The organism is Achromobacter sp. HNDS-1 (genome assembly GCF_040084795.1).
GTDB classification, from domain to species: Bacteria; Pseudomonadota; Gammaproteobacteria; order Burkholderiales; family Burkholderiaceae_B; genus Achromobacter; species Achromobacter ruhlandii.
Genome location: NZ_CP157584.1, coordinates 5,881,560 through 5,904,673 on the forward strand (window position 1 = coordinate 5,881,560; position 23,114 = coordinate 5,904,673).

Consider the following 23,114-nt stretch of genomic DNA (forward strand, 5'->3'; position numbering starts at 1 on the left):
AGGAGGCGCCGCCATGCTGTTTTCCAACATGACCTCGGCGGCCGGCGCCGCCGGCCGCTACCTCGGGCAGACCCTGCGGTTGATGGTCGGCGTGCCCGACTACGAGAACTACGTCGAGCACATGCGGCGCACTCATCCTGACCAGGAGCCCATGAGCTACGAGGACTTCTTCCGCGAGCGGCAGGACGCCCGCTACGGCGGCAAGAAACGCATCGGCTGCTGCTGACGGGACCCGAGGGTCTGTTGACCGCAATGCAAAAGGCGCCGGCTTTGTCCGGCGCCTTTTTTCGCTGGCATCAGCGCGCGTGTTTCTTGGCCCCGGCCACGCAGATCACCGCCGCCAGTGTCACCAGCAGCATGGTCCAACTGACCTGCTCGTGCAGCAGCAGCGCCGCCAGGCCCAGGCCCATGAAGGGCTGGAACAGCTGCAACTGGCCCACCGCCGCGATGCCGCCCTGGGCCAGGCCGCGATACCAGAACACGAAGCCGATCAGCATGCTGAACAGCGACACATAGGCCAGGCCGATCCAGCCGGCCGGGGTGACCTGCGCGAACGAAGGCGGCCAGGTGAGCAGCGTCAGCGGCAGCATCACCGGCAGCGACAGCACCAGCGCCCAGCTGATGACCTGCCAGCCGCCCAGCGTGCGCGACAGCCTGGCGCCTTCGGCGTAGCCCATGCCGCAGACCACGATGGCCGCCAGCATCAGCAGGTCGCCCTTGAGCGACACGTCCAAGCCGCCCGTCAGCGCGTAGCCCGCCACGAAGGCCGCGCCCGCCACCGAGAACAGCCAGAAGGCCGGCTTCGGCCGTTCGCCGCCGCGCAGCACCGCGAAGATGGCGGTGGACAGCGGCAGCAGGCCGAGGAACACGATCGAGTGCGCCGAGGTGACGTGCCGCAGCGCCAGCGCGGTCAGCAGCGGAAAGCCCAGCACCACGCCGATGGCCGTCAGCGTCAGGGCGGGCAGCTCCGCGCGGCGCGGCCGCGGCTGGCGCAGCAGCCACAGCAGGGCCCAGCCCAGCAGGGCGGCGATGGTGGCGCGGGCGCCGGTCAGGAAGATGGGATCGAGTTGCGCCACCGCCACCCGGGTCGCCGGCAGGGAGCCGGCGAAGATCGCCACGCCGATGAAACCGTTGATCCAGCCGCTTGTTGCCTTGTCCATGCACCGCTCCGATGAAAACGCCAGTGGAGCATTTCCGGTGCGCCTGCCCCAGAGACAGTCCAGTACAATTAAAAATAACTGTTATGCAATACAGTCCAGTACGGCCAGGGAGGCAACGGTGAAGCAGGGCGGCACGCGAATCGAGGCGGTGATGGCGCAGGTGCGGTCGCGCATTGCGTCGCGCGCCTATTCGCCGGGCACCAGGCTGCCTTCGGTGCGGGCGCAGGCGGCCGCCATGGGGGTGTCGGTGTCGACCGTGGTCGAGGCCTATGAACGCCTGGCCGCCGAAGGCAGCATCACGTCGCGGCCGGGGTCTGGCTTCTACGTCGCCGGCCCGGTGGCGCCGCTGGCGCTGACCGAGATCGGCCCCAGGCTGGACCGCGAGATCGATCCGCTGTGGGTCTCGCGCCAGTCGCTGGAGGCCGCGCCCGACGCGCTGCGGCCCGGTTGCGGCTGGCTGCCGGCCGACTGGATGTACGAGCTGGGTATCCGCCGCGCCTTGCGCGCGCTGGCCAAGGCCGCTTCGCTGGAATTGACCGAATACGCCACGCCGCTCGGCCATCCCGGGCTGCGCCAGGTGCTGTCGCGGCGCCTGGCCGCCGCCGGCATCGACACCGCGCCCGAGCAGCTCATGCTGACCGAGTCCGGCACCCAGGCGATCGACCTGATCTGCCGCTTCCTGCTGGAGCCGGGCGATACCGTGCTGGTGGACGATCCCTGCTATTTCAATTTCCATGCCTTGCTCAAGGCGCACCGCGCCCGCGTGGTCAGCGTGCCGTACACGCCGAACGGGCCCGACGTGGCGCGTTTCGAGGCGGCGCTGCGCGAGCACGCGCCGCGCCTGTACATCACCAATTCGGGCATCCACAACCCCACCGGCGCGACGCTGTCGTCCCTGGCGGCGCACCGGCTGCTCAAGGCCGCCGACGGCGCGGGGCTGGTGATCGTGGAAGACGACATCTTTGCCGACTTCGAGCACACGCCGGCGCCGCGGCTGGCCGCGTTCGACGGCCTGTCGCGCGTGATCCAGATCGGCAGCTTTTCCAAGACCATCTCGGCCTCGCTGCGCTGCGGCTTCATCGCGGCGCGGGCCGACTGGATCGACAGCCTGGCCGACCTGAAGATCGCCACCACGTTCGGCGGCGGGCGGCTGGCGGCCGACGTGGTGTTCCGGACGCTGACCGACAGCGGCTACCGCAAGCACATGGAGTGGGTGCGGCAGCGGCTGGGCGAGGAGCGCGACCGCGCCAGCGCGCGGCTGCGGGCGCTCGGCATCGTGCCGTGGCTGCAGCCGAAGGCGGGTATGTTTCTGTGGTGCCGCCTGCCGGCCGGCATTGACGCGGCAACCGTGGCGCGCGCCTGCCTGCGCGACGGCGTGGTGCTGGCGCCAGGCAACGCCTTCAGCGTGTCGTTGAGCGCGGGCGACTGCCTGCGCTTCAACGTCGCCCAGTCCACCGATGCGCGCGTTTTCGACACCCTGGCGCGGGCGTTGGCCACGGCGCGCAAGGCGTGAGCGGTCCCGCGGAAGGTTCCGCGCGCTAGGGGCTGTTGGCCGGCGCGTCGCGGCGGGCCCGTTTCTCGGCGGCCAGCACCAGCGGAATGGCGCTGGCCGCGCACAGCGCCATCACCAGGAAGCCGCCCGGCGCGTAACCGCGATACAGCGCGCCGCCCAGCTGGATGCTGCCGAACATGAACACCCCGCCCGACAGCAGCGCATACAGCGCGATGGCCGACGTCTTGCAGGCCGCCGGCACGCGGCGCGCGATGTACCACATGATGGCGGCATTGTTGCCGGCCAGCGTGAAGCATTGCAGCACCTGCAGCGCCGCGATCCAGCCCGGGTCGGCGGTGGCCGACAGGCCGGCCCAGCGCAGCGCCGTCATGGCGGCCGAAACCAGGATCAGCCATTGGGCGCCGAGCCGCGCCAGCACCTTGGGCGCCAGGAAGAAGAACAGCACCTCGCTGGCCACGCCCACCGCCCACAGCGTCGAGATCAGCGCCGTCGACAGGCCACGGTCGGTCCAGTAGAGCGTGGAATACGAATACAGGAAACCGTTGCTGGCCTGCACCAGCGAGGCGGCGGCGATGCACAGCAGCAGCGGCCGGTCGCGCAGGATCTCGCGCATCGGCAGCCGCGCGCGCTCGGCCGGCGCCTCGTCGGCGCTCGGGCGCGCGGCCCGCGGCAACAGGCGCACGCAGGCCAGGCAGGCGAGGATCAGCAGGATCGACAGCCACATTACCCAATCGGCGTCGAAGGTCTTGATGAGGTAGCCGCCGGCCACCGTGACCACGGCGAAGCCGAGCGAGCCGCAGGCGCGGATGATGGTGTAGGAATTGCCCTGCCCACGGCCGCTGGCGATGGCCATGCGGTCGAGCAGCGGCAGCACCGCCGGGAACACCGCGTTCAGCAGCAGGGTGACGGCGAACAGCCAGGCCGGCGCCGCGCTGAACGGGTAGCAGATGAACAGCAGCAGCGAAGCGGCCAGCGCGGCGAAGATCAGCCCATGCGCGCCGCCGCGCTGGTCGGCCACGTGCGCCACCACCGGCGTCGACAGGATCTTGGGCAGGAACGAGGTCGCCACGATCAGGCCGATCAGCGCCGGGTCGAGGCCGCGGCTGGCGAACCAGAGGGGAAGAAACGGGATGCTGACGCCCTGCAAGCCGTAGTACAGGAAGTAGAACCCATGCAGTGCGATAGCGCCTTGCCGGGCGTCGGGGTTGCCGCGCATAGCGATGTGACGGGAGTGTGGCCGGTGTGAAGCGCCGTAGCATACTCCTTCCGCCCGCCCGCCCGCCCGCCCGCCCGGCCGGCTCCGCGCCGCCGCGCGCCGCGCGCCGCGCGCAGGCCGGCGGCCGTGCCGGTCTTGCCCGGGCAGCGGCCGTGCCGGCCTCACCAGGGCGGCGGCCGTGCCAGCCTTACCATCGCAGCGGCCGTGCCCGCCTTACCAGGGCAGCGGCGCGGCTTCGCCGTTGGCGTGTTCGCCGTAGTAGATCGACGGCAGCAAGCGCGACAGGTAGGTGAACTCGGTATAGCAATGGCGCAGCAGGTTCAGCCCCAGCACGTCGGGCACGTCCTGTTGCGGCCGTGGGCTCGACAGGCCCAGGTAGAAGCGGCTGCGCAGCACGCAGCCGAACGGTGTGTCGCGCGCCAGGTGGATCATCTGGCCATCCCTCGGATCGCCATCGGCGTCGAGTTGGATGTGGTCGCCGAAGCCGATGCGGGCGTAGATGGCCGCCGACACGTCCTGGTTGCCGTGCGCGGCGCGCAGGCGCGCGGCGTCGAAGGCCTCCTGCGGGGCGTGGAATTTCAGCCTGGCGGCCACTGGCGGCAGGTCGGCCAGCGACTCCACCGCGTGGATCGAGGCGCCGATATAGCTTTCGCCGCGCCGCCAGGCGCTGTCCCAGCCACGATGCTCGACATGGTCGTGCGGATGCCACCACTTGATGTGCTGGGTGGTCTGGAAGAACTTGAACCACCAGTCAATCATGCGGCCCTTGCAGCCGTGCAGGTCGGTGCGCGTGGCCACCACCAGGCCGCCGCCGGGCAGGCGGGCAATGCCGGTCTCCAGCGGCAGCGGCGCGGGATCGAGCAGGCTGTCCATGTCGGCGGCGATGTGCGCCGCATCGGGGTGCGGGGTGGTCATGCGAGGTCTCCGGGATAAGGGAAAGCCATAAGGGAAAGCCGATTCTACATTAAAGAAACGCAGTTCGTTTCCAAAATAAGCGGACCGTGTAAGATCGCCCACTCGACATCAGGAGAACCAATCGCCCATGGCGTCCCTTGCCTCATCCGCCGCGCCGCGCCCGCGCGGCCGTCCCGCCCGACCCGACGCCGAACTGCGCGCCGCGATCCTCGACGCCGCCACCTGGCTGCTGCTGAACGAAGGCTATGGCGGCGCGACGCTGGAAGCGGTGGCCCGTCGCGCCGGCATGGCCAAGAAAACCGTGTACCGCTTCGCCGCCAATCGCGAGGACCTGGTGGCGCAGGTGGTGCGCGGCTGGACCGACAGCTTCGAGCCGGCGCTGGCGCAGGAGGTCGCCAGCGCCGCCGAGGTGCTGCCGGCGCTGGCGCGGGTGCTGCAGACGATCGCCGACCGCGCCCTGTCGGCCGACGCCGTCGGCATGTTCCGTTTGTTGACGGCAGATTTTCCGGCGCGCAACGCGCTGCTGGCGGTGTATCAGGAAAACGGCATCGAGCGCGGCACCGCGATGTTGGCGGGGTGGTTCGAGAAACTGGCCGCGCGCGGTTTGATCCGCATCAAGCAACCGCGTCAGACCGCCGGCCTGCTGTTGGCCATGACCATCGCCGAACCGCTGCGGCAGATGGCGTTGGGCCTGGTCGAGCCGCTGCCGCGGGGCTCCATCGCGGAGCGCATCCAGGCTTGCGTGGCGCTGTTCTCCGGGCAGGGGAAGGTATTCGAGGTCCTGCCGGACTAGTGATGGCGTCATGCCCGCGCGGGCATATCGATTCAGCTTGGCGCCAGCCGCGCGCGGCCATTGGCAAAGCGCGCATACGGAATTACCCTGGGACGTCGCGGCGCGACCGATCGCGCCGCGCGCGTGTTTTCCGAATCATTTCCAGGAGCTGCGATTCATGGCCAAGAAACTGAATGCGAAGACCACCAAGGCGGCGAAGACGCTGCGCAAGCGTCCGCTGGCAACCCCCACCGATCTGGCCGCCGCCGCCACCCGCGATATCTCCGCGGTGTTGAACCAGGTGCTGGCCGACGTGTTCGCGCTGTACCTGAAGACCAAGAACTTCCACTGGCATGTCAGCGGGCCGCATTTTCGCGATTACCACCTGCTGCTGGACGAGCAGGGCGACCAGTTGTTCGCGATGACCGATCCCATCGCCGAGCGCATCCGCAAGATCGGCGGCACCACGCTGCGTTCCATCGGCCATATCGCGCGCACCCAGCGCATCGCCGACAACGATGCCGACTACGTCCAGCCGCTGGACATGCTGGCCGAGCTGCGCGAAGACAACAAGACCCTGGCGGCCACGCTGCGCGAGGCCCATAACGTGACCGACGAGCATCGCGACATCGCCAGCTCCAGCCTCATCGAGAACTGGATCGACGAGACCGAGCGGCGCACCTGGTTCCTGTTCGAGGCCAGCCGCCAGGGCGACAGCACCGGCCATTGAACGGCGTAGGCGGCCGTTTCCCGGCCCTTGTATCGGGGGACGGGAGCGGGCGGGGCGAAGGGCGGTCCGCCGGTTGCCGGTGCGTCAGCCCTCGCGCCCGAATCCGCCGCGGGCCCATTCCGAGGCCCGTTGCACGCTCAGCTTGTAGGTGGGCGCCACGTGGATTTCGGCCAGTTGTTCGCCCGATTCGTCGTAGGCGCTGAGCAAGGCATAGGGCTCGTCCTCGTCGGGCACGATATCCAGCTTGACGGTGACGCGGCCGGCGGCCGCATCGATCTTCACGCTCTTGTGCAGCGTCGCGTGCAATTGCTGTTCGTGACGGCGCAGGACTTCGTTGGCGGTCTTGACCAGGGTGTGGAAGGCGGGGGTGTCGAGGGGCTTGGGGTTCTTCTTGTCGCGGCCCATGGTCCACGGACCCACCAGGGCCGGTTCGGCCTGCCCGTCCAGGGTCATCTCGACGGCCCAGCCGTCGTCGTCTTCGTTCTTGATGATGCGGGCGGTCCAGCCATCGTCGCGCCACAGCGTGGCGCCCTGTTCCCTGCGGTCTTGGAAGTCGCCGTCGTCCGGCATGTGGGTGTCGTTCACTACTGTGCTTTTCCTGGGGGCATGGGTTCGCGGCCTCGCGGGCGGGGTTGCCGCGCCAGGCCGAAGAGATCATGGATGCGCAGGGAGGATATCCGGATGGCCGGATTCCGCCTGCCCCCGCACTGTAGCGCAATGCGCGCGGGCGTTCCCGGCGCGGCGGGCGCCGCCATCGCGACGCCCGCCGTTTCGCGGCGTTGCCCTAGAAGCGCACGGCCAGCTTGAGCAGGCCCGACTGCTGGCGGTTGCCGCCGCCGAACTGCGCGTCATAGGCGACGCCGGCGGTGGTGTTGCGGGCGAGCGCGATTTCGGCGCCCAGCCCGACCACCGCGGCGTTCCTGGCGATCGGCACGCCGCGCACCGAGAACGTGCCGCCGCCGTCGAAGGCCAGTTGCTGGCTGGGCGTGACGTCGCCCATGGCGTGGCGCCAGCCCAGCGAGGCGGTCAGGCGGCCCGGCGCGCCGCTGGATTCGAACTGCCAGGCCCCGCGCACGCCCAGCGTGCTGCTGGTCACGTCGTCGGTGCGGCCCTTGCCGCGCAGCGCGGCCGATCCGCCCGATTCCTCGAAATCCCGCGTGCGCAGCTGGTTCCAGGCCAGCCCGGCATAGGGTTCGATGCTGTAGGCATCGCTCAGCGGCAGGTGGTAGCCGAGTTCGCTGAACAGCTGCGTCGACGAGGCGCGGTAGGACGACTCCAGGCGCTGGTTCAGGCTGCCGGCCGCGACGTCGCGCTTGGTGTTGATGTCGTGCCAGGTGTAGGCGGCGCCGGCCATGAAGCGCAGGTGGCCGGGACCGGCCTGGAAATTGCGGCCGCCGAAGATCGTGGCGGTGTAGCTGTCGACGTCGGTGCGCGAGGCGGAATCGGCCAGCGAGCTGTGGCTGCCGGTGTAGCCGACCGCGCCGCCCAGGCGCCAGCCGCCGCCGACCGCGCCATCGCCGCCGACGAACAGGCCGCCGGACGATTGGCTGACGCTCGAGGCGTTGCCGTCGCCAGCGAAGGTGCTCCAGTTGCCGAAGGCCTGCGCCCAGACCGGCGAGGCGCCGCTTTGCGGCAGCGCGTCGGCCGACGGCGCGCCCAGTTGGGCGGTCGGCTGTCCGGCGCGCACCAGCGCGTCGAGGTTGCCGCGCAGGTGATCCAGCGGCAGCGCGCGCACGCTGTCGGCCTGGCTCTGCAGCACGGTGGCGGTGCTGGCGTAGGCCTCGCCGGACAACTGCTTCAGGGCCGAACGCGCTTCATTGGGCGTCATTGTCAGCACGGCCGTGGTCACCTGGCGGGCGCCGGTGCCGGCGGCCGCAGTGGTGCCGCTGCCGACCACGGACGAGCCGTTGCCGGTGGCCGTCGCGCCATTGCCGCTGGAAGCCGAACCATTGCCGCCGGAGGTCGAACCGTTGCCGCTCGCGGGCGGATCTTCCTGGTCCAGCGCGCCGCCGACGCTGGCTTCGTTGCCGGTGCCGCCGATGCTGCCGATCGGCACGTCGTTGCGCGTGAGCGTCATGAAGGCATTCTTGGCGTCGTAGCTGAGCGTGGGCGTCAGGAAGGCGTAGGCGCTGGAGGCGCCGGTGAAGCGGCCCTGGATGCCGCCGTCGGCGGTGAGGATGTTGTAGGTGGTGCGCGGCGCATAGTTGCCGGCCGGGCCGACGTGCGCCACGGTGCCATCCAGCGTGGCGACGCCGGTGACGTGGATGCGGTCGCTGGCGCTGCTGGCCGGATCGGCGTGCACGCGATAGACGGTATCGGCGCCGAAGGCGAGGTTGCCGTTGACCGTCAACGTGCCGATGGGCGAGCCGTCGTTGCCCGGGGAGATCACGGCGGTGGGGTAGAGCGTGGTGGTGCCGACCTGGCCGACGCCCGCCAGCACGACCTCGCGGCCGATGTCCAGGGGGCCGTTCAGCTTGCCGTCGATCTCCAGGGCGCCGTCGGCGATCAGGATGGGGCCGCTCAGGCCGCTGCTGTCGGCCGTCAGGATCAGGGAGCCCGGGCCGGTCTTGACGAAGCCCTGGGTGCCTTGCAGCGGGTTGTGGATGGTGTCGACGAACTGGCCCGAGGCATAGGTGCCGTCGCCGACCACCAGGGCCGGCGGGTTGCCGCCGCTGCCCACCAGGGTGATGGGCGCGCCCTGCACGGTATAGCGGTCGGTCGCGAACTGGATGCCCGACACGCGCACCGGGCCGGCGCCGCCATCGACCGTGACCGTGCCCGCCGCGCCGGTGAAGATGGCGTAGCCGCCGTCGGGCAGGGCGCCCGTGGCGTTGGTGGGGCTGTTCCAGTTGCCGCTGGCGGCGCTCCAGGTGCCATTGCCGCCGCCGGCGCGGGTGGCGGATGCCGCGCCGTTGCCGTTCCACAGATTGGTGGTGCTGGGGCCCAGGATCAGGTTGATCTGTTTGTCGCCGGTCAGCGACTGGACGGTCGCCGCGGGCTGCGAGTCGCCGGTCACGCTGCCCAGCGTCAGGCCGTTGCCGTTCAGGGTGCCGCCGTATGACAGGATGCGGTAGTAGCCGGCGTTGGTGCCCAGCGTGTTGACCGACACGTTCAACGTGGTGTTGTTCAGGGTGGCGTTGCCGGCGACCGTGATGTTGTCGCCGGTGCCGGGCTGCGTGATCGGCAGGCCCGCGTAGCCGGTCTCGAAGTCGAACACGGCGTTGTTCATCGACAGGTCGCCCCTGACGACGAGGTTGCCGTTGGACACGCCGGTGGGCGTGCCCACCGGGTAGCCGGGGGCGACGCGCGCGCCGTTCACGTTGAGGTTGCCGTTGATCGCGCCGAAGCCCGAGACGGTGCCGTTGGCGGCCGCGTTGACGTTGCCGGTGAGGGTGACGCCGGCGCCGCCGCCGTTGCCGCCGATCACCAGGGTGCCGCCGTTGACGTCAACGCCGCCGGGGAAGGCGGCCGAGCCGTCGAACACCTGCGTGTTGCCGGACGCCACCGTCAGGTCGGCCGCCATGGCGGCGGCGCAGCAGGTGGTGCTCAATGCGACCGTGGCCGTCAGCCACTTGTTCGTGCCGTATATCAAGACTGGAATCCTTTTTGTCTCGGCCCGAGGTCCCGATGCCATACGCAATTGCCCACGGAAATCGTGTTTCCGGTGGCTGAAATACTTTGTATGGAATGGACGGGCCGGTGGAAAAAGGACGCAATTTATACCTGCTTTTTTGCAGATTTAAAAACTGCCTGAAAGATACCATCCAAGGCCGCGATTTTCGGCCGCTTGGATACCAACCAATTGTTTTTATTGGTGTTTTGGATACCGTCCGTATTATCAATATGGCGGGAATTGATACATTCTATATTATCTGTCAGGCACGATAGGTGCTGATTTTCGATTTTAAGAATCGGCGCGGTTTTTATTATTTATCTTGCTTATCGAGGCGCCGCGAAAATGGTCAGGACGCGCGCTTTACGGCCATCGCGGCAGCGCCTTCCCGGCTGCACGGCGCGCGACGGCAGCGACGGCCGCGCGTGGCGCGGCCGCCGGCGCGGCAAGCCCCGCCGGCGGCCGCCAATGACAGCCCTGTCCGCCAGCCGCCCGCGGATTCAGCCGCTGGCTACGGATTCACCAGCACCGGCTTGTCGCGATACGCCGCCGGGAAGGTCTTGGCCAGGTTCTCCACCTTCGGCACGTCGTTCACCATGATGTACATGCTGTACGGGTGCCGCACCAGGTAGTCCTGGTGGTAGCCCTCGGCGGGGTAGAAGGCCTTGAGCGGTTCCACCGTGGTGGCCAGCGCCTTGGGGTAGACGCCGGATTTGTTCAGCTGGGCGATGTAGGCCTCGGCCACCTTGCGCTGGTCGTCGTTGGCCGGGAACACCGTGGAGCGGTACTGGGTGCCGCTGTCCGGGCCCTGGCGGTTGAGCTGGGTCGGGTCGTGCGCCACCGAGAAATAGATCTGCAGCAGCTGGCCGTAGCTGACTTGCTTCGGGTCGTAGGTGATTTCCACCGATTCGGCGTGGCCGCTGCGCCCGCCGCTGACGGTGTCGTAGTCGGCGGTGGATGCCTGGCCGCCGGCGTAGCCGGAGACCGCCGAGGTGACGCCCTTGACGTGCTGGAACACCGCCTGCACGCCCCAGAAGCAGCCGCCGGCGATCACGGCTTTTTCCTGGGCCGCGCCGGCCGCCGAGGCGTCGAGCGCGGGCGGCGGAATGATGAAGGCAGTCTCGGCGGCGCTGGCCGTGCCGAAGGCGAACAGGGTGCCGGCGGCGGCGGCCAGCGCGGCCTGGCGGGCGCGGGAGAAGGGACGAAGGAACATGATGCGCAATCCTCGAAAAATGACGCCGGCCGCGATCAGGCCTGCGGGGTGAAGCTCATGGCCACGCCGTTCATGCAGTAGCGCAGTCCGGTCGGGCGCGGGCCGTCGTCGAAGACGTGACCCAGGTGGCCGCCGCAATTGCCGCAATTGACGGCGGTGCGGGTCATGCCGAAGCTGCGGTCTTCCAGCGTGTCGACGGCGTGTTCCAGCGGCTGCCAGAAGCTGGGCCAGCCGGTGCCGCTGTCGAACTTGGTGGCCGACGAAAACAGCTTCTGGGCGCAGCCGGCGCAGGCGAAGGTGCCGGCGCGATGCTCGTCATTGAGCGGGCTGGTGTAGGGCCGTTCGGTGCCCTCGCGGCGCAGCACGTCGTACTGCGCCTGGGTCAGTCTGGCGCGCCATTCGGCGTCGGTCAGGGTATAGGGGTAGGCGCGGGGCTGCGCGGCGCGCGCGGCGCGCCCGGCCAGCAGGGGCGCCAGGCCGGCGGCGGCCGCGAAGGCGCCGCCCGCGCCCAGGAAATGCCTGCGTGTCAGTCTCATGGGGGCTCCTTGGGAAAGCGGGCCCGCGCGCGGCGCGGCCGGGGCGGCGCCCGCGGGGCGGTTGGCGGGCGGGCTTACTTGCCCATGCTGTCCTTGCTCATGGAGCCGCCCTTGGACATGCCGTCCTTGGACATCCCATCCTTCGACATGCCATCTTTCGACATGCCATCCTTGGCCATGCCGTCCTTCTTCATGCCGTCGTGCGACATGCCGTCCTTGGACATGGAGTTCTTCGACATGCCGTCCTTGGACATGCCGTCTTTCGCCATGCCATCCTTGGACATGCCATCCTTCGACATGCCGCTCTTGGCCATGCCGTCCTTGGACATGTCGTCGGCCGCGTGCGCGGTGACCGCGCCAAAGGCCAGGCACAGCGAGAATGCGGCGGTGGTGAGTGTCTTCATGATGCGTTCCTCTGGTGTGTCGTGGTGGGAAAAAAAGTGAAAACCACCTAGCTGCCGCCGAACCAGTTGTAGCCCTGGTCCTCCCAGTAACCGCCCGGGTAGGTGTTGGTGACGAAAATCGCCTGGATGTGCTTGGGGTTCTTGTAGCCAAGCTTGGTGGGCATCCGCAGCTTCATCGGGAAGCCGTACTCCGGCGGCAGGGTCTTGCCGTCGTAGGTCAGCGCCAGGATCGTCTGCGGATGCAACGCGGTCGGCATGTCGATGCTGGTGTAGTAGTCATCGGCACACTTGAATCCCACATATTTCGCGGTCAGGTCGGCGCCCACGCGCTTCAGGAAGGTCGAGAACGGTACGCCGCCCCATTTGCCGATGGCGCTCCAGCCCTCGACGCAGATGTGGCGCGTGACCTGGTCGATCTGCGCCATGGCGCGCAGCTCTTCCAGCCGCCAGCGGCGCTTGTCCGCCACCATGCCGGTGACTTCCAGCCGGAAGCTCTCTTCCTCGACCTGCCGCACCTCGTCGATGCCGTAATAGGCATTGAACGGGAACGGGCGGGTGATCATGGATTCCGGATAGGTGGGGGCCAGCTTGTTCGGGTCGAAGATCCAGCCTTGCACGCGGTCGTTGAAGCGCGACACGGCGGTCAGCGCCTTTTCCACGTTTTCATCGTCGGACAGCGTGCAGCCGGACAGCATCGCCAGCCCGCCCAGCGTCAGGCCGCGGCGCAGGAAGGCGCGGCGCGAGGGCGCTTCGACCCGCTTGTCCAGGATCTTCACGGCTTCCTTCAGGATGGCGGGGCCGTCCAGGCCCAGCAGCGCCAGGCGTCGTTTTGCGCTCACGTTGGGCTCCTTATTTGCCGCGGATCATGGCGATCAGGCTGCGCGGCACCAGCGCCACCATGACCAGGTGGACCGCCACGAACGCCACCAGCAGCGCCATGGCGAAGAAATGGATGCGGCGCGCGAATTCGTAGCCGCCCAGCAGCGTGCGCAGCGTGTCGAACTGCACCGACTTCCACAGCACCAGGCCGGACAGGACCAGCACCGTGATATCCGCGATGACGAACAGGTAGGCCAGCCGCTGCACCTGGTTATAGTGGCGCGGGTCGGCATGCGACAGCTTGCCGCGCAGGGCGGCGGCCAGGTCGCGGGCGACGCCGCGCGGGCCGACCGGGAAGAACTTGCGCCACAGGCGGCCGGTGGTCAGGTTCAGGCCCAGGTAGAGCAGGCCGTTGACCAGCAGCAGCCACATGCCGGCGAAGTGCCATTGCAGCGCGCCGCCCAGCCAGCCGCCCAGGGTGGCGCCGTTGGGAAAGGTGAAGTCGAAGAACGGCGCGGCGTTGTAAATGCGCCAGCCGCTGGTCACCATGATGACCACGGCCAGCGCATTGAGCCAATGCACGATGCGCAGCCAGCCGGGATGGACCGGGCCGCGGCTGTCGGGCGCCGGGGCGGCGGGGGCGTCTGGGGTGGCGGGCGTGGCCATCATGGCGGGGCTCCTCGGGGAGGCGGTTGTTGTCGTTGGAGCCATTCTTCCCCGGCGCCGGTATCGAAGTCCTCACGCAAACTTAAAATAAATGTGATAACTCGCCGGCCACGGATTGGCGACAATAGCGCTGCCGGGGGCGGATCGCCCGCGCCCGGCGTTGCCGGCCGCTGCCGGGCGGCTTACCCTGATTTCCACCCCTGACCGAGCCCCTATGGATACGCCCCGCCGCGTCCTGATCGTCGAAGACGACGCCCACATCGCCGAATTGCTGCGCCTGCACCTGCGTGACGAGGGCTACGCGGTCGAGCACGCGGCCGACGGCAACGAAGGCATGCGCCGGCTGGAGGAGGGCGGCTGGGACGCCCTGGTGCTGGACCTGATGCTGCCCGGCATCGACGGCCTGGAGATCTGCAAGCGCGCCCGCGCCATGACGCGCTACACCCCCATCATCATCACCAGCGCCCGCTCCAGCGAGGTGCACCGCATCCTCGGCCTGGAACTGGGCGCCGACGACTACCTGGCCAAGCCGTTCTCGATGCTGGAACTGGTGGCGCGGGTGCGCGCGCTGCTGCGCCGCACCGAGGCGCTGGAGCGCAATGCCCGCATCGACGCCGGCAGCCTGCGCCAGCACGGCGTGGCCATCGACCCCATTGCTCGCACCGCTTCGGTCGACGAGCGCCGGCTGGAACTGACGCCGCGCGAATTCGACCTGCTGCATTTCTTCGCCCGCAACCCGGACAAGGTGTTCTCGCGGCTGGACCTGCTGAACCAGGTCTGGGGCTACCAGCACGAAGGCTACGAGCACACCGTCAACACCCACATCAACCGGCTGCGCACCAAGATCGAGGCCGATCCGTCCAATCCGCAGCGCATCCTGACGGTCTGGGGGCGCGGCTACAAGTTCGCGGCCGCGCCCGGCACGCCGGCGGAGTCCGCGTCATGAAGCGCCTGACCCTGACCCAGCGCCTGTCGGCCGTGTTCGCGCTGTTGCTGCTGGCGTGTTGCGGCGCGTCGGCCTGGCTGCAGATCTCGGCCAACGTGCGTTACGAGCAGGAAGTGGTGCAGCGCCTGTCCAGCGGGCTGGCGCAGCATATCGCCGGCACCAACGAACTGATGGACGCCAACGGCTGGAAGCCGGACGCGGTGCGTTCGCTGTTCTCGATGCTGATGATGGTGAATCCGGCGGTCGAGGTCTACCTGCTGGACAACGACGGCCGCATCGTGGGCGATGCGGCGCCGCCCGGCCAGATCAAGCGCGACCGGGTCGACCTGGCGCCGGTGCGCCGTTTCCTGGCGGGCGGGGCGCTGCCGATCGAGGGCGACGATCCGCGCCACCTGGATACGGCCAAGGTATTTTCGGCCGCGCCGGTGCGGGTGGCGGGGCGCGACGAGGGCTATGTCTATGTGGTGCTGCAAGGCCAGGCGCATGACGCGCTGGCAATGGCCGCGTCGCGTAGCGCGGTGCTGCGCACCACCCTGTGGTCGATTGCGCTGGTGGCTTTGTTGGGCCTGGTGGCGGGCCTGGCGGCGTTCGGCCTGATCACGCGGCCGCTGCGCGGGCTGACGCGCGCGGTGCGGGCCTTTGGCGACGACGACGGCCGCGCGTTGGCGGCGCTGGAAAAGCCGGCCGACGCCACCGATGCCAGCGGCGACGAGATCTCGGTGCTGCGCCGCAGCTTCGTGCAGATGGGCCGCCGCATCACCGAGCAATGGCGCGAGCTGACGCGCCAGGACCAGCAACGGCGCGACCTGGTGGCGAACATTTCGCACGACCTGCGCACGCCGCTGACCTCGCTGCACGGCTACCTGGAAACCCTGCGGCTCAAGGACGAAACGCTGGACGCGGCCGAGCGCCGCCGTTACCTGGACATCGCCCTGGCGCAGAGCCGCAAGGTCGGCCGGCTGGCGCAGGAGCTGTTCGAGCTGGCGCGGCTGGAATCCGGGCTGGTGCGGCTGGAACCCGAGACCTTCTCGCTGCCCGAGCTGGCGCAGGACGTGATCCAGAAATTCGAATTGGCCGCCGAGGCGCGCCAGCAGCGGCTGACCACGGCGATTGACCAGGAGCTGCCGCCGGTGCGCGCCGACCTGGGCATGATCGAGCGGGTGCTCACCAATCTGCTGGACAACGCCATCCGCCATACGGCGCCGGGCGGATGCATCGAGCTACGCCTGCGGCAGGCGCGCGACGGCGTGCAGGTGCGGGTCAGCGACAATGGCGCCGGCATTCCCGACGCCTTGCGCGCCGGCCTGTTCACCCGCGCCTCGGTGCTGGCGGACGGCCCGCGCGATGGCGGCGGGTTGGGGCTGGTGATCGTGCACCGCATCCTGAAGCTGCATCACAGCGATATCCGGCTGGTGCAACGGCCGGAGCCGGGCGCGGTGTTCGAATTCGACCTGCCGGCGGCGCGCTGACGCGGCGTCAGCCGCCCGCGCGCCGCCGGGGCCTGGCGCTGGCGTGCCGCCGTCAGGCGGCCGCCGGCATCCTGCCGTTCAGCAGATAGTCCATCAGCTCGCGCACGCTGCGCATGGCGTCGCCGAACGGCAGCTTCGACGCGCCGCGGAAGAACAGGCCGCGGCTGACTTCGCCGCGCATGGCGGCGGCCAGCTTCAGGTCGATGCAGAACTGGCCGAAGCGCGCGATGCCGTCGCGCAGGCCGCACTGCGTCAGGCAGTCCATGCGCTGGCTGCAACGGCGCGCGTCGCAGCGGGTGCTGTCCTGCAGGGTCTTTTCCTGGCGCAGGTAGCGCGTCAGCCACGGCGTCGGCACGGCGCGCGCCGGCAGGCCGGCCACGCTGGTGAATTCGGCCAGCTTGTCGGGGTCGGCTTCCATCAGCACGCGCTTGAAGTTCTCGTGCGCGTCGCCTTCCTGGGTCACGGCGAAGGCCGTGCCCACCTGCACGCCGTCGGCGCCGTGGCCGAGCCAATGGCGCACCTGTTCATGGCTGCCGACGCCGCCGGCCACGATCAGGCGCGGGGCGTCGCGGCCCAGTTGCAGGTCCTGGAACAGCTGGCGGCATTCGGCCAGCACGCGCTTGAAGTCGAAACGCTCGTCGTGGATGTCGTCCAGGCGCGCGGCGCCCAGGTGGCCGCCGGCGTAGCCGGGGTGTTCGATGACCACGGCGTCGGCCATGCGGCCTTTCTTCATCCACTTCTTCAGCACGGCGGCCACGCCGCGCGCTTCCGACAGGATGGGGACCAGGGCGACCTTGGGGTAGTCGGCGGTCATGTCGGGCAGGTCCAGCGGCAGGCCGGCGCCCATGACGATGGCCTGGGCGCCGCTTTCGCAGGCCTGGCGCACCAGGGCGGGATGGTCGCGCACCGCCTTCATGACGTTCACCGCGACCACGCCGCGGCCCTGCGCGGTGTCGAGCGCGGCGCGCACTTCGCGGTCCAGGGCGACGCGGTTGGCGCTGTCGATCTGTTCACGGTCGCGGCAGTCCTCGGTCTGCTCGATCAGGTCGGGATGGTGATGGCGCAAGTCCACACTGGCGATGGTGCCGACCGCGTTCTGGCTGGCGACCGCGCCGGCCAGGCGATGGGCGGAAACGCCGACGCCCATGCCGCCCTGGACAATGGGCAGCAATTCGCGGCCGGCGAGAGTGAGGGATTTGAACCACGTCATGAAATGGGAGCCTTTATTGGGAACAGTGGCTCCGAGGCTAGAGCAAGGCATGACGCGCCGCCTTGCGCGGAATCAAGCAGGCGGGTGAAAGCGGGGAGAGGGAACGCGGCAGGGGCGTGGCCCGGCCGGGCAGACAAAAAAAAGGGGCGGAGCCGGCGGGCTCCGCCCCTGACCAATGGTGGCCTTACGCCACCAGCTTGACCAGCGCCGGCACCGTCAGCACGGCGGTGTAGTAGCCCATGAACTGCACGCCGGTATTGAACCCGAACAGGCGCGACAGCAGGCCGCCGAACAGGCCCATGGTCAGGATCACCAGCAGGCCCAGGAACTGGCCTTCCCACACGCTGATCACGATGATCAGGCCGACGAAGGTGGCGATGATGGCCTCGTGGCTGACCTTGCGCGACACGAACAGCGCGGCGCGGCGCGCGAAGTTCATGGCGAACGGATACGACACGATCGCCGCCAGCAGCACCGCCAGCATGCCGTAGCCGAGGAACTCCCAGTGGTTCAGCAGGTTGTGCAGGTTGTGCGTTTGGCCGCTGGCCGCGTCCACCGTGAAGCGCGGCGGCGCGTTGAACAGCGGCGCGGCCGGCCCGGCGGCCACCGGGCTGAGCGGCAGGCCGAAAGCGATCAGCGGGATCAGGGCCTCGGCGATGTAGGTCGCCTCGGTGACGCCGTTGCGCGCGCTCAGCACCGTGGTCAGGCGGTGATAGGCGTGCTTGACGCGCGAGCCCACCAGTTCGCCCAGCACCACCGTCATCGCCACCGGGCTGAACACGAAGGTGGCGCTGGAGATGGTGGCGGTGGCCAGGGTCCAGCGGGTCTGGATGCGGTCCATCACCTTGAGCGGGTTGGGGAAGTAACCCGACCAGCCCTTGACGTCCGGCGCCAGCGAGAACGTGCGCACCTTGTCGCGCATCATTTTGGCGCGGCCCTGCGGCGCGATCACGGTGAACAGGTCGGCGATCAGCGGGCCGATGGCGATGCCCAGGAAGTAGCTGATGCTGAGCTTGACGCCGTACTTGGCGGTCAGGCTCTGCAGCGCCACGATCACCACCACGAACGGCACCAGCAGCGCCACCGCGGCCCAGCGGCCGGCCGAGAAATAGGCGATCAGCACCGCCGCGGCCAGGAAGATCCACGGCGCCGACTTGGTGATGGCGCCGCCGAACGGCGCCAGCAGCACGGCGAACAGCACCGCCAGCGGCACCGCCACGAAAGCGGCGACGATGGCGCCCGACACCATCTTGCGCAGCGCGATGTGCGGCACGCCCAGCTTGCGCAGCATGTTGGCGTCCTGCAGCAGCGGCGTGGCGAGCGTGTCGCCGGGGATGCCCAGCAGCGCCGTCGGCACCGCGTGGGTCATGTGTTTGGCGACCGCGCCGGCCAGGAAGAAGGTGAAGACGCCGGCGGGCGGCACGCCCAGCAGCACCACCAGCAGCGTCAGCGGCGCCAGCGTGGTGGTCTCGTCGGTGCCGGACACCAGGCCGATGGCGGCGAACACCACCGCGCCCAGGAGGCCCATGCCGGCGGCCACCATGATCTGTTCAAGCAACACGGGATCGCTCATGCCGGCACCTCTTCACGCACGTTGCGCGGCTGGGCCTGCGGCGCCGGCGCCGCGGCGGGCGCGGCGAACAGCTCGTACAGGTCCAGTTCCTTCAGTTCCTTGACCACCGCCGGTGGCAGGTCCGCCAGCGTGCCCAGGCCGCCCGGTTGCGCGGCCAGTTCGGCCAGCACCTCGGCGCGCCAGGCCGGATCGTGCGAGGCGCTGTGCTCGACCACTTCGCGCTTGGGCGGGAACAGGCGGGCGCAGATCACGCCCGCCAGCACGCAGCCGGCCAGGCCGGCCAGCATGGCGTAGGCGTGCGCCAGCTCGGGCGAGGCGACCTTGTCGCGCAGCCAGCCGCTGGCGGCGTAGAAGCCCGCCACGCTGACGGCGATGCCGATGGCGATGGCCCACGCCAGGTGGCGCAGGTCGACCGTGTCGTTCCATACTTCGGCCAGGCGTCCGGCGGACGCCTTACTGTCTCTTTCCATGTCTGTCTCCTTGATGGACGGGCGGCGCGGGAGGTTCCCGGCGCCGCCTCTGTTCTTGTGCGGCCGGCGTGCGTGCGCCGGCCGTGCCGCGCCGTCAGGCCGGTTTCCGCAGTTCCTCCAGCAGCGCCAGCGCGCGGTCGGCGCGCACGTCCTTTTCCTCGGCCATGCGTTTGGCCAATTGGTCGACCTCGGCGCCCACCGCGCCCACGGTCAGCGCGATGTTGCGCGCGTGCAGCGCCATGTGGCCGCGCTGGATGCCTTCGGTGGCCAGCGCCCGCAGCGCGCCCAGGTTCTGCGCCAGGCCCACGGCCACGGCGATCTCGCCCAGCTCCTGGGCCGAGCGCACCGCCATGATCTTGAGCGCCAGCCGCGCCAGCGGATGGGTCTTGGTGGCGCCGCCCACCAGGCCCACCGGCATCGGCATTTCCAGCGTGCCGACCAGGGCGCCGCTGGCGTCCTTTTCCCAATGGGTCAGCGAGGTGTAGCGGCCGTCGCGGCAGGCGTAGGCATGGGCGCCGGCCTCGACCGCGCGCCAGTCGTTGCCGGTGGCGACGATGACCGGGTCGATGCCGTTCATGATGCCCTTGTTGTGGGTGGCGGCGCGGTACGGGTCGGTGGCGGCGAACACGTAGGCATCCAGCACGCCCTCGATGATCTCGGCGCCGCTGCGGTCCTTGGTGTCGAGGGTCTGCGGCGTCAGGCGCACGCGGGCCCGCGACAGGCGCAGGTCGGCCAGGTTCGACAGGATGCGCAGCCGCACCGTGCCACCGGTGATCTCCTCGACCAGCGGCGCCACGGCCTCGGCCATGGTGTTGACGGTGTTGGCGCCCATGGCGTCGCGCACGTCGACGATCAGGTGCAGCACCAGCATCGGGCCGCGCGGCGTGTCGGCGAACACGTGCGCCTCGATGTCCTGGCAGCCGCCGCCCAGGCCGATCAGCACCTGGTCGCGGCTGTTGGCCAGCTTGACGATGCGCTCGCGCTCGCGCAGCAGGGCGACGCGCGCGCCGTGCGGATCGGTCAGGCCCAGCACCTGCACCTGGGCGCGCATCAGCGGCCGGGTGCTGGAGGTCTCGAAGCCGCCGTTCTCGCGCGCCAGCTTGGCCATGAACGAGGCCGCGGCCACCACCGACGGTTCTTCCACCGCCATCGGCACCAGCACGTCGCGGCCATTGACCTGGAAGTTGCCGGCCACGCCCAGCGGCAGCTCGAAGGCGCCGATGACGTTCTCGATCATGCCGTCGGCGCGCTCCAGGCCGAGCGCGCCCGGTTCGGCCAGTTGCTGGCGTTCCTCGGGCGTCAGGCTGGCCGCGTCGGCGATGGCGGCGAGGCGTTGGGCGGGGGTGAGGGCGCGGAAGTTGGGCAGGCGTGAATCGGCCACCATGGCATGTGTCTCCATCTGGAAATCTAGGAATTGGGTGACCGGATTCTAGGTAAACTGTACCGGCATTCAGAGGTACAGTTTGGACGAACAGTACCATCGCACTGCACCAATTTTCGACTTTTTCCCGCTGGAAACCACGCCGTGGACGCCGACAACTCCCCGGGCCGCGCCCCGCGCGCCGCGCCCATCGCCGAAAGCCTGGCGCGCCTGATCGGGCGCCAGATCGCCGAGGGCGTCTACCGCCCGGGCGATAAATTGCCGTCGCTGCGCGAGCTGGCGCAATTGCATCGCTACGCCAAGAACACCGTGGTGGTGGCGTTCGAGATGCTGGTGGCGCGCGGGCTGGTGGAGCCGCGTCGCGGCTCGGGCTTCTACGTGCTCGACACCGGGCCGGCGCGGCGCGCCGCCGATGAAGAGCCGGGCCAGTTGAGCCGCGCCATGGACATCGTCTGGCTGATGCGCGAGCAACTCAAGACGCAGCCCGACGCCATTGCCGCCGGCGACGGTTTCCCGCCGGTGGAATGGCTGGCCGACATGCGCATGGACCGCTATCACCAGAAGGTGGTGCGCACCGGCCTGGGCACGCTGTTCCGCTATGGCAGCCGCTTCGGCTACGCGCCGCTGCGCGAGAGCCTGGTGCGCAAGCTGGGCGACGTCGGCATCAGCGCGGCGCCGTCGCAGCTGGTGCTGACGCACGGCGCCAACGAGGCGATGGACCTGGTGATCCGCTACTTCCTGCCGCCGGGCGCGGCGGCGCTGGTGGACGATCCGGGCTACTACCCGCTGTTCGGCAAGCTCAAGCTGGCGGGCGTGCGCATGCTGGGCGTGCCGCGCCTGTCGGACGGCCCGGATCTGGCGGCGCTGGAGGCGTTGCTGCAGCGCGAGAAGCCGCGCCTATTTTTTACGCAGTCGCTGGCGCACAATCCCACCGGTTCCGACATTTCGCCGGCCAAGGCCTACAAACTGCTGCAACTGGCCGAGCGCCACAACCTGATCGTGGTCGAGAACGATCCGCTGGCCGACTTCAAGCCGACCTCGGCGGTGCGGCTGTCGGCGCTGGACCAGCTGGAGCGCACGGTCTACATCGGCAGTTTCTCGAAGTCGTTCTCGGCGGCGCTGCGGGTCGGCTTCATCGCCTGCGGCGCGGGCCTGGCCAGCGACCTGGCGGACCTGAAGGCGCTGGTGCACGTCAGCAGTTCGGAATACTGCGAACGCATGGTCGACGTGATGCTGCGCGACGGCCACTACGAACGCCATCTGGTGCGCCTGCGCCAGCGCCTGGAAGCGGCCACCGGCGACGCGCTGCGGGTGCTGGATTCGCTGGGCGCGACGGTCTACACGCGGCCCACCCGCTCGCTCTATCTGTGGGCGGCGTTTCCCGGCATCGACAATTCGCTGGCGCTGGCCGAGGACCTGATGCCGGAGAGGGTCATCATGGCGCCGGGCCGCGTGTTCAGCGTCGACCCGACGGCGGCCTCGCCCTGGTCGCGCTGCAATGTGGGCGCGGTGGCGTCGCCGCGCTTTCACGCCGCGCTGGCGGCGCGCCTGGGGCGCGGCGGCGCTCAGCGGTAGGCGAATTCCTCGAACCAGCCGCGCAGCAGGGCCTGCGCCTGCGCGCCCAGCAGCCGCGCCGGCGGGGTGCTGGGGCAACTGCGCGCGCCTTGCACCGCGAAGCGCTTGACGCCGCGCCGCGCCAGTTCGCGCGCCAGGCCCAGCAGCCGGGTCTCGTCGAGCCAGTCGGGATGCCAGGTGATGCGGCATTCGAAATCCACGCCCGCCGTCAGCAACTGCGTCAGGCAGGCCTGCGCCGACCGGTGCGAATCGCGCCGGCCCGTGATGTCGTCATAGCCCTGCGCGTCGGCCTTGATGTCCAGGCCGACCCAGTCCAGGTGGCGCAGCACGTCGGCCAGGCGCAGCGGGTAGATGCCGGCGGTGTGCAGGCCGATGCGGTATCCCATGCGCCGCGCCTCGCGGATCATCGACGGCAGGCGCGGCTCGCTGAGCGGTTCGCCGCCCGAGAACACCACCGCGTCGAGCAGGCCCTGGCGGTTGTCCAGGAACGCGCGCACGTCGCGCCAGTCGTAGCGCGCGTTGCGTGTCTGCAATTCGGGGTTGTGGCAGTAGTGGCAGCGCCAGGGACAGCCGGCGATGAAGACGACGGCGGCCAGCGTGCCCGGCCAGTCCACGGTGGAGAAGGGCGTCAGGCCGCCCACCGCCGGCGAATGGCGCGGCAGCGGCTGGGCCGCCGGCCGGGGCGGCGCGGCGTGGGCCAGGCGCGGCGGGTGGCGGGCTGCGGCGGCCTTGCGGCCGCCGGCCGCTTCAGGCACGTTGTTCGACGAAGAAGCGGCGTTCATTGAATTCGCCTTGTTTGCCGGTGTTGAAGGAAGACACGGGGCGGTGATAGCCCATGACGCGGGTCCAGACTTCGCAGCGCACGCGCTGGCTGTCGTCCAGATGCGCGGCCTGCGGGGCGATGGCTTGCGGGGTGATCACGGTTTGCATGAT

At 69.5% G+C, this 23,114-nt stretch carries 23 protein-coding genes; 7 read left to right on the forward strand and 16 right to left on the reverse strand.

What is annotated here, in order from left to right:
* Window positions 1–13 precede the first annotated feature (13 nt).
* Window positions 14–226: a YbdD/YjiX family protein gene (locus tag ABFG95_RS27160; protein WP_100504858.1), complete on the forward strand. Its 213-nt coding sequence runs from the start codon at window positions 14–16 to the stop codon at window positions 224–226.
* Between the two features lie 70 nt (window positions 227–296).
* Here ABFG95_RS27160 and ABFG95_RS27165 read toward each other — a convergent pair whose 3' ends face one another.
* Window positions 297–1,160, reverse strand: a complete 864-nt coding sequence (locus ABFG95_RS27165) for a DMT family transporter (RefSeq protein WP_348995127.1) — start codon at window positions 1,158–1,160, stop codon at window positions 297–299.
* A gap of 151 nt (window positions 1,161–1,311) precedes the next feature.
* On the opposite strand from ABFG95_RS27165, the gene ABFG95_RS27170 reads away from it, so the two are divergent.
* Window positions 1,312–2,673 carry a PLP-dependent aminotransferase family protein gene (locus tag ABFG95_RS27170; RefSeq protein ID WP_348996064.1) on the forward strand — a complete coding sequence of 454 codons (1,362 nt, stop codon included), beginning with the start codon at window positions 1,312–1,314 and terminating at the stop codon, window positions 2,671–2,673.
* 25 nt (window positions 2,674–2,698) lie between these two features.
* On the opposite strand, the gene ABFG95_RS27175 is transcribed toward ABFG95_RS27170, so the two are convergent.
* Both ABFG95_RS27175 and ABFG95_RS27180 read right to left on the reverse strand, forming a co-directional pair.
* Window positions 2,699–3,889: an MFS transporter gene (locus ABFG95_RS27175; protein WP_238909252.1), complete on the reverse strand. Its 1,191-nt coding sequence runs from the start codon at window positions 3,887–3,889 to the stop codon at window positions 2,699–2,701.
* Window positions 3,890–4,102: 213 nt separating this feature from the next.
* Window positions 4,103–4,762 (reverse strand): hydrolase, encoded by a 660-nt coding sequence (locus tag ABFG95_RS27180; RefSeq protein ID WP_100504878.1) that lies wholly within the window; start codon window positions 4,760–4,762, stop codon window positions 4,103–4,105.
* A 169-nt stretch (window positions 4,763–4,931) separates the two neighbouring features.
* On the opposite strand from ABFG95_RS27180, the gene ABFG95_RS27185 reads away from it, so the two are divergent.
* Window positions 4,932–5,597, forward strand: coding sequence for a TetR/AcrR family transcriptional regulator (locus ABFG95_RS27185; protein WP_054416899.1), 666 nt, complete (start codon window positions 4,932–4,934; stop codon window positions 5,595–5,597).
* A 157-nt stretch (window positions 5,598–5,754) separates the two neighbouring features.
* Complete coding sequence (locus ABFG95_RS27190; protein WP_049074093.1) at window positions 5,755–6,306, forward strand: DNA starvation/stationary phase protection protein; 552 nt, start codon at window positions 5,755–5,757, stop codon at window positions 6,304–6,306.
* An 84-nt stretch (window positions 6,307–6,390) separates the two neighbouring features.
* Here ABFG95_RS27190 and ABFG95_RS27195 read toward each other — a convergent pair whose 3' ends face one another.
* From ABFG95_RS27195 to ABFG95_RS27225, 7 genes are all read right to left on the reverse strand, one after another.
* The gene (locus ABFG95_RS27195) at window positions 6,391–6,876 is read right to left on the reverse strand and encodes a hypothetical protein (protein WP_336729649.1); all 486 of its coding nucleotides are present in this window, start codon (window positions 6,874–6,876) and stop codon (window positions 6,391–6,393) included.
* A gap of 214 nt (window positions 6,877–7,090) precedes the next feature.
* Window positions 7,091–9,898, reverse strand: coding sequence for an autotransporter domain-containing protein (locus tag ABFG95_RS27200; RefSeq protein ID WP_348995128.1), 2,808 nt, complete (start codon window positions 9,896–9,898; stop codon window positions 7,091–7,093).
* A gap of 532 nt (window positions 9,899–10,430) precedes the next feature.
* On the reverse strand, window positions 10,431–11,132 hold the full coding sequence (msrA, locus tag ABFG95_RS27205) for a peptide-methionine (S)-S-oxide reductase MsrA (protein ID WP_175147266.1): 702 nt from the start codon (window positions 11,130–11,132) through the stop codon (window positions 10,431–10,433).
* Window positions 11,133–11,167: 35 nt separating this feature from the next.
* Complete coding sequence (gene msrB, locus ABFG95_RS27210) at window positions 11,168–11,668, reverse strand: peptide-methionine (R)-S-oxide reductase MsrB (RefSeq protein WP_100508925.1); 501 nt, start codon at window positions 11,666–11,668, stop codon at window positions 11,168–11,170.
* Window positions 11,669–11,742: 74 nt separating this feature from the next.
* Window positions 11,743–12,072 carry a pentapeptide MXKDX repeat protein gene (locus ABFG95_RS27215; RefSeq protein ID WP_049074086.1) on the reverse strand — a complete coding sequence of 110 codons (330 nt, stop codon included), beginning with the start codon at window positions 12,070–12,072 and terminating at the stop codon, window positions 11,743–11,745.
* A 47-nt stretch (window positions 12,073–12,119) separates the two neighbouring features.
* A complete protein-coding gene (locus ABFG95_RS27220; protein WP_059270250.1) occupies window positions 12,120–12,911 on the reverse strand; it encodes a molybdopterin-dependent oxidoreductase in 792 nt (263 codons plus the stop codon).
* A 10-nt stretch (window positions 12,912–12,921) separates the two neighbouring features.
* Complete coding sequence (locus ABFG95_RS27225; protein WP_024068997.1) at window positions 12,922–13,560, reverse strand: cytochrome b/b6 domain-containing protein; 639 nt, start codon at window positions 13,558–13,560, stop codon at window positions 12,922–12,924.
* 211 nt (window positions 13,561–13,771) lie between these two features.
* Between ABFG95_RS27225 and ABFG95_RS27230 the strand changes: the two genes are divergently transcribed.
* Both ABFG95_RS27230 and ABFG95_RS27235 read left to right on the forward strand, forming a co-directional pair.
* Window positions 13,772–14,503 carry a response regulator transcription factor gene (locus tag ABFG95_RS27230; RefSeq protein ID WP_175146943.1) on the forward strand — a complete coding sequence of 244 codons (732 nt, stop codon included), beginning with the start codon at window positions 13,772–13,774 and terminating at the stop codon, window positions 14,501–14,503.
* A complete protein-coding gene (locus ABFG95_RS27235; RefSeq protein WP_068979860.1) occupies window positions 14,500–15,972 on the forward strand; it encodes a HAMP domain-containing sensor histidine kinase in 1,473 nt (490 codons plus the stop codon). Before ABFG95_RS27230 ends, ABFG95_RS27235 begins: the two co-directional genes overlap by 4 nt.
* 52 nt (window positions 15,973–16,024) lie before the next feature.
* On the opposite strand, the gene ABFG95_RS27240 is transcribed toward ABFG95_RS27235, so the two are convergent.
* From ABFG95_RS27240 to ABFG95_RS27255, 4 genes are all read right to left on the reverse strand, one after another.
* Window positions 16,025–17,182, reverse strand: coding sequence for a nitronate monooxygenase family protein (locus tag ABFG95_RS27240; protein ID WP_348995129.1), 1,158 nt, complete (start codon window positions 17,180–17,182; stop codon window positions 16,025–16,027).
* A gap of 184 nt (window positions 17,183–17,366) precedes the next feature.
* On the reverse strand, window positions 17,367–18,755 hold the full coding sequence (locus tag ABFG95_RS27245; protein WP_020927869.1) for a tripartite tricarboxylate transporter permease: 1,389 nt from the start codon (window positions 18,753–18,755) through the stop codon (window positions 17,367–17,369).
* Window positions 18,752–19,225 (reverse strand): hypothetical protein, encoded by a 474-nt coding sequence (locus ABFG95_RS27250; RefSeq protein WP_047990889.1) that lies wholly within the window; start codon window positions 19,223–19,225, stop codon window positions 18,752–18,754. Before ABFG95_RS27250 ends, ABFG95_RS27245 begins: the two co-directional genes overlap by 4 nt.
* Before the next feature lie 94 nt (window positions 19,226–19,319).
* Window positions 19,320–20,609 (reverse strand): hydroxymethylglutaryl-CoA reductase, degradative, encoded by a 1,290-nt coding sequence (locus ABFG95_RS27255; protein WP_336729651.1) that lies wholly within the window; start codon window positions 20,607–20,609, stop codon window positions 19,320–19,322.
* Window positions 20,610–20,750: 141 nt separating this feature from the next.
* On the opposite strand from ABFG95_RS27255, the gene ABFG95_RS27260 reads away from it, so the two are divergent.
* Complete coding sequence (locus ABFG95_RS27260; protein ID WP_348995130.1) at window positions 20,751–22,181, forward strand: PLP-dependent aminotransferase family protein; 1,431 nt, start codon at window positions 20,751–20,753, stop codon at window positions 22,179–22,181.
* Here the strand turns inward: ABFG95_RS27260 and ABFG95_RS27265 are convergent.
* Window positions 22,172–22,963, reverse strand: coding sequence for an anaerobic ribonucleoside-triphosphate reductase activating protein (locus tag ABFG95_RS27265; RefSeq protein ID WP_348995131.1), 792 nt, complete (start codon window positions 22,961–22,963; stop codon window positions 22,172–22,174). The genes ABFG95_RS27260 and ABFG95_RS27265 overlap by 10 nt on opposite strands.
* Window positions 22,929–23,111, reverse strand: coding sequence for an anaerobic ribonucleoside-triphosphate reductase (nrdD, locus tag ABFG95_RS27270; protein WP_049074065.1), 183 nt, complete (start codon window positions 23,109–23,111; stop codon window positions 22,929–22,931). Before nrdD ends, ABFG95_RS27265 begins: the two co-directional genes overlap by 35 nt.
* Window positions 23,112–23,114: the final 3 nt, after the last annotated feature.

Excerpts from the sequence above, each read along its gene's own strand:
- ABFG95_RS27160 (WP_100504858.1), top strand. The coding sequence starts at position 14 with ATGCTGTTTTCCAACATGACCTCGGCGGCCGGCGCCGCCGGCCGCTAC.
- ABFG95_RS27165 (WP_348995127.1), bottom strand. The coding sequence starts at position 1,160 with ATGGACAAGGCAACAAGCGGCTGGATCAACGGTTTCATCGGCGTGGCG.
- ABFG95_RS27170 (WP_348996064.1), top strand. The coding sequence starts at position 1,312 with ATGGCGCAGGTGCGGTCGCGCATTGCGTCGCGCGCCTATTCGCCGGGC.
- ABFG95_RS27175 (WP_238909252.1), bottom strand. The coding sequence starts at position 3,889 with ATGCGCGGCAACCCCGACGCCCGGCAAGGCGCTATCGCACTGCATGGG.
- ABFG95_RS27180 (WP_100504878.1), bottom strand. The coding sequence starts at position 4,762 with ATGGACAGCCTGCTCGATCCCGCGCCGCTGCCGCTGGAGACCGGCATT.
- ABFG95_RS27185 (WP_054416899.1), top strand. The coding sequence starts at position 4,932 with ATGGCGTCCCTTGCCTCATCCGCCGCGCCGCGCCCGCGCGGCCGTCCC.
- ABFG95_RS27190 (WP_049074093.1), top strand. The coding sequence starts at position 5,755 with ATGGCCAAGAAACTGAATGCGAAGACCACCAAGGCGGCGAAGACGCTG.
- ABFG95_RS27195 (WP_336729649.1), bottom strand. The coding sequence starts at position 6,876 with ATGCCGGACGACGGCGACTTCCAAGACCGCAGGGAACAGGGCGCCACG.
- msrA (WP_175147266.1), bottom strand. The coding sequence starts at position 11,132 with ATGTTCCTTCGTCCCTTCTCCCGCGCCCGCCAGGCCGCGCTGGCCGCC.
- msrB (WP_100508925.1), bottom strand. The coding sequence starts at position 11,668 with ATGAGACTGACACGCAGGCATTTCCTGGGCGCGGGCGGCGCCTTCGCG.
- ABFG95_RS27215 (WP_049074086.1), bottom strand. The coding sequence starts at position 12,072 with ATGAAGACACTCACCACCGCCGCATTCTCGCTGTGCCTGGCCTTTGGC.
- ABFG95_RS27225 (WP_024068997.1), bottom strand. The coding sequence starts at position 13,560 with ATGATGGCCACGCCCGCCACCCCAGACGCCCCCGCCGCCCCGGCGCCC.
- ABFG95_RS27230 (WP_175146943.1), top strand. The coding sequence starts at position 13,772 with ATGGATACGCCCCGCCGCGTCCTGATCGTCGAAGACGACGCCCACATC.
- ABFG95_RS27235 (WP_068979860.1), top strand. The coding sequence starts at position 14,500 with ATGAAGCGCCTGACCCTGACCCAGCGCCTGTCGGCCGTGTTCGCGCTG.
- ABFG95_RS27240 (WP_348995129.1), bottom strand. The coding sequence starts at position 17,182 with ATGACGTGGTTCAAATCCCTCACTCTCGCCGGCCGCGAATTGCTGCCC.
- ABFG95_RS27245 (WP_020927869.1), bottom strand. The coding sequence starts at position 18,755 with ATGAGCGATCCCGTGTTGCTTGAACAGATCATGGTGGCCGCCGGCATG.
- ABFG95_RS27250 (WP_047990889.1), bottom strand. The coding sequence starts at position 19,225 with ATGGAAAGAGACAGTAAGGCGTCCGCCGGACGCCTGGCCGAAGTATGG.
- ABFG95_RS27255 (WP_336729651.1), bottom strand. The coding sequence starts at position 20,609 with ATGGTGGCCGATTCACGCCTGCCCAACTTCCGCGCCCTCACCCCCGCC.
- ABFG95_RS27265 (WP_348995131.1), bottom strand. The coding sequence starts at position 22,963 with ATGAACGCCGCTTCTTCGTCGAACAACGTGCCTGAAGCGGCCGGCGGC.
- nrdD (WP_049074065.1), bottom strand. The coding sequence starts at position 23,111 with ATGCAAACCGTGATCACCCCGCAAGCCATCGCCCCGCAGGCCGCGCAT.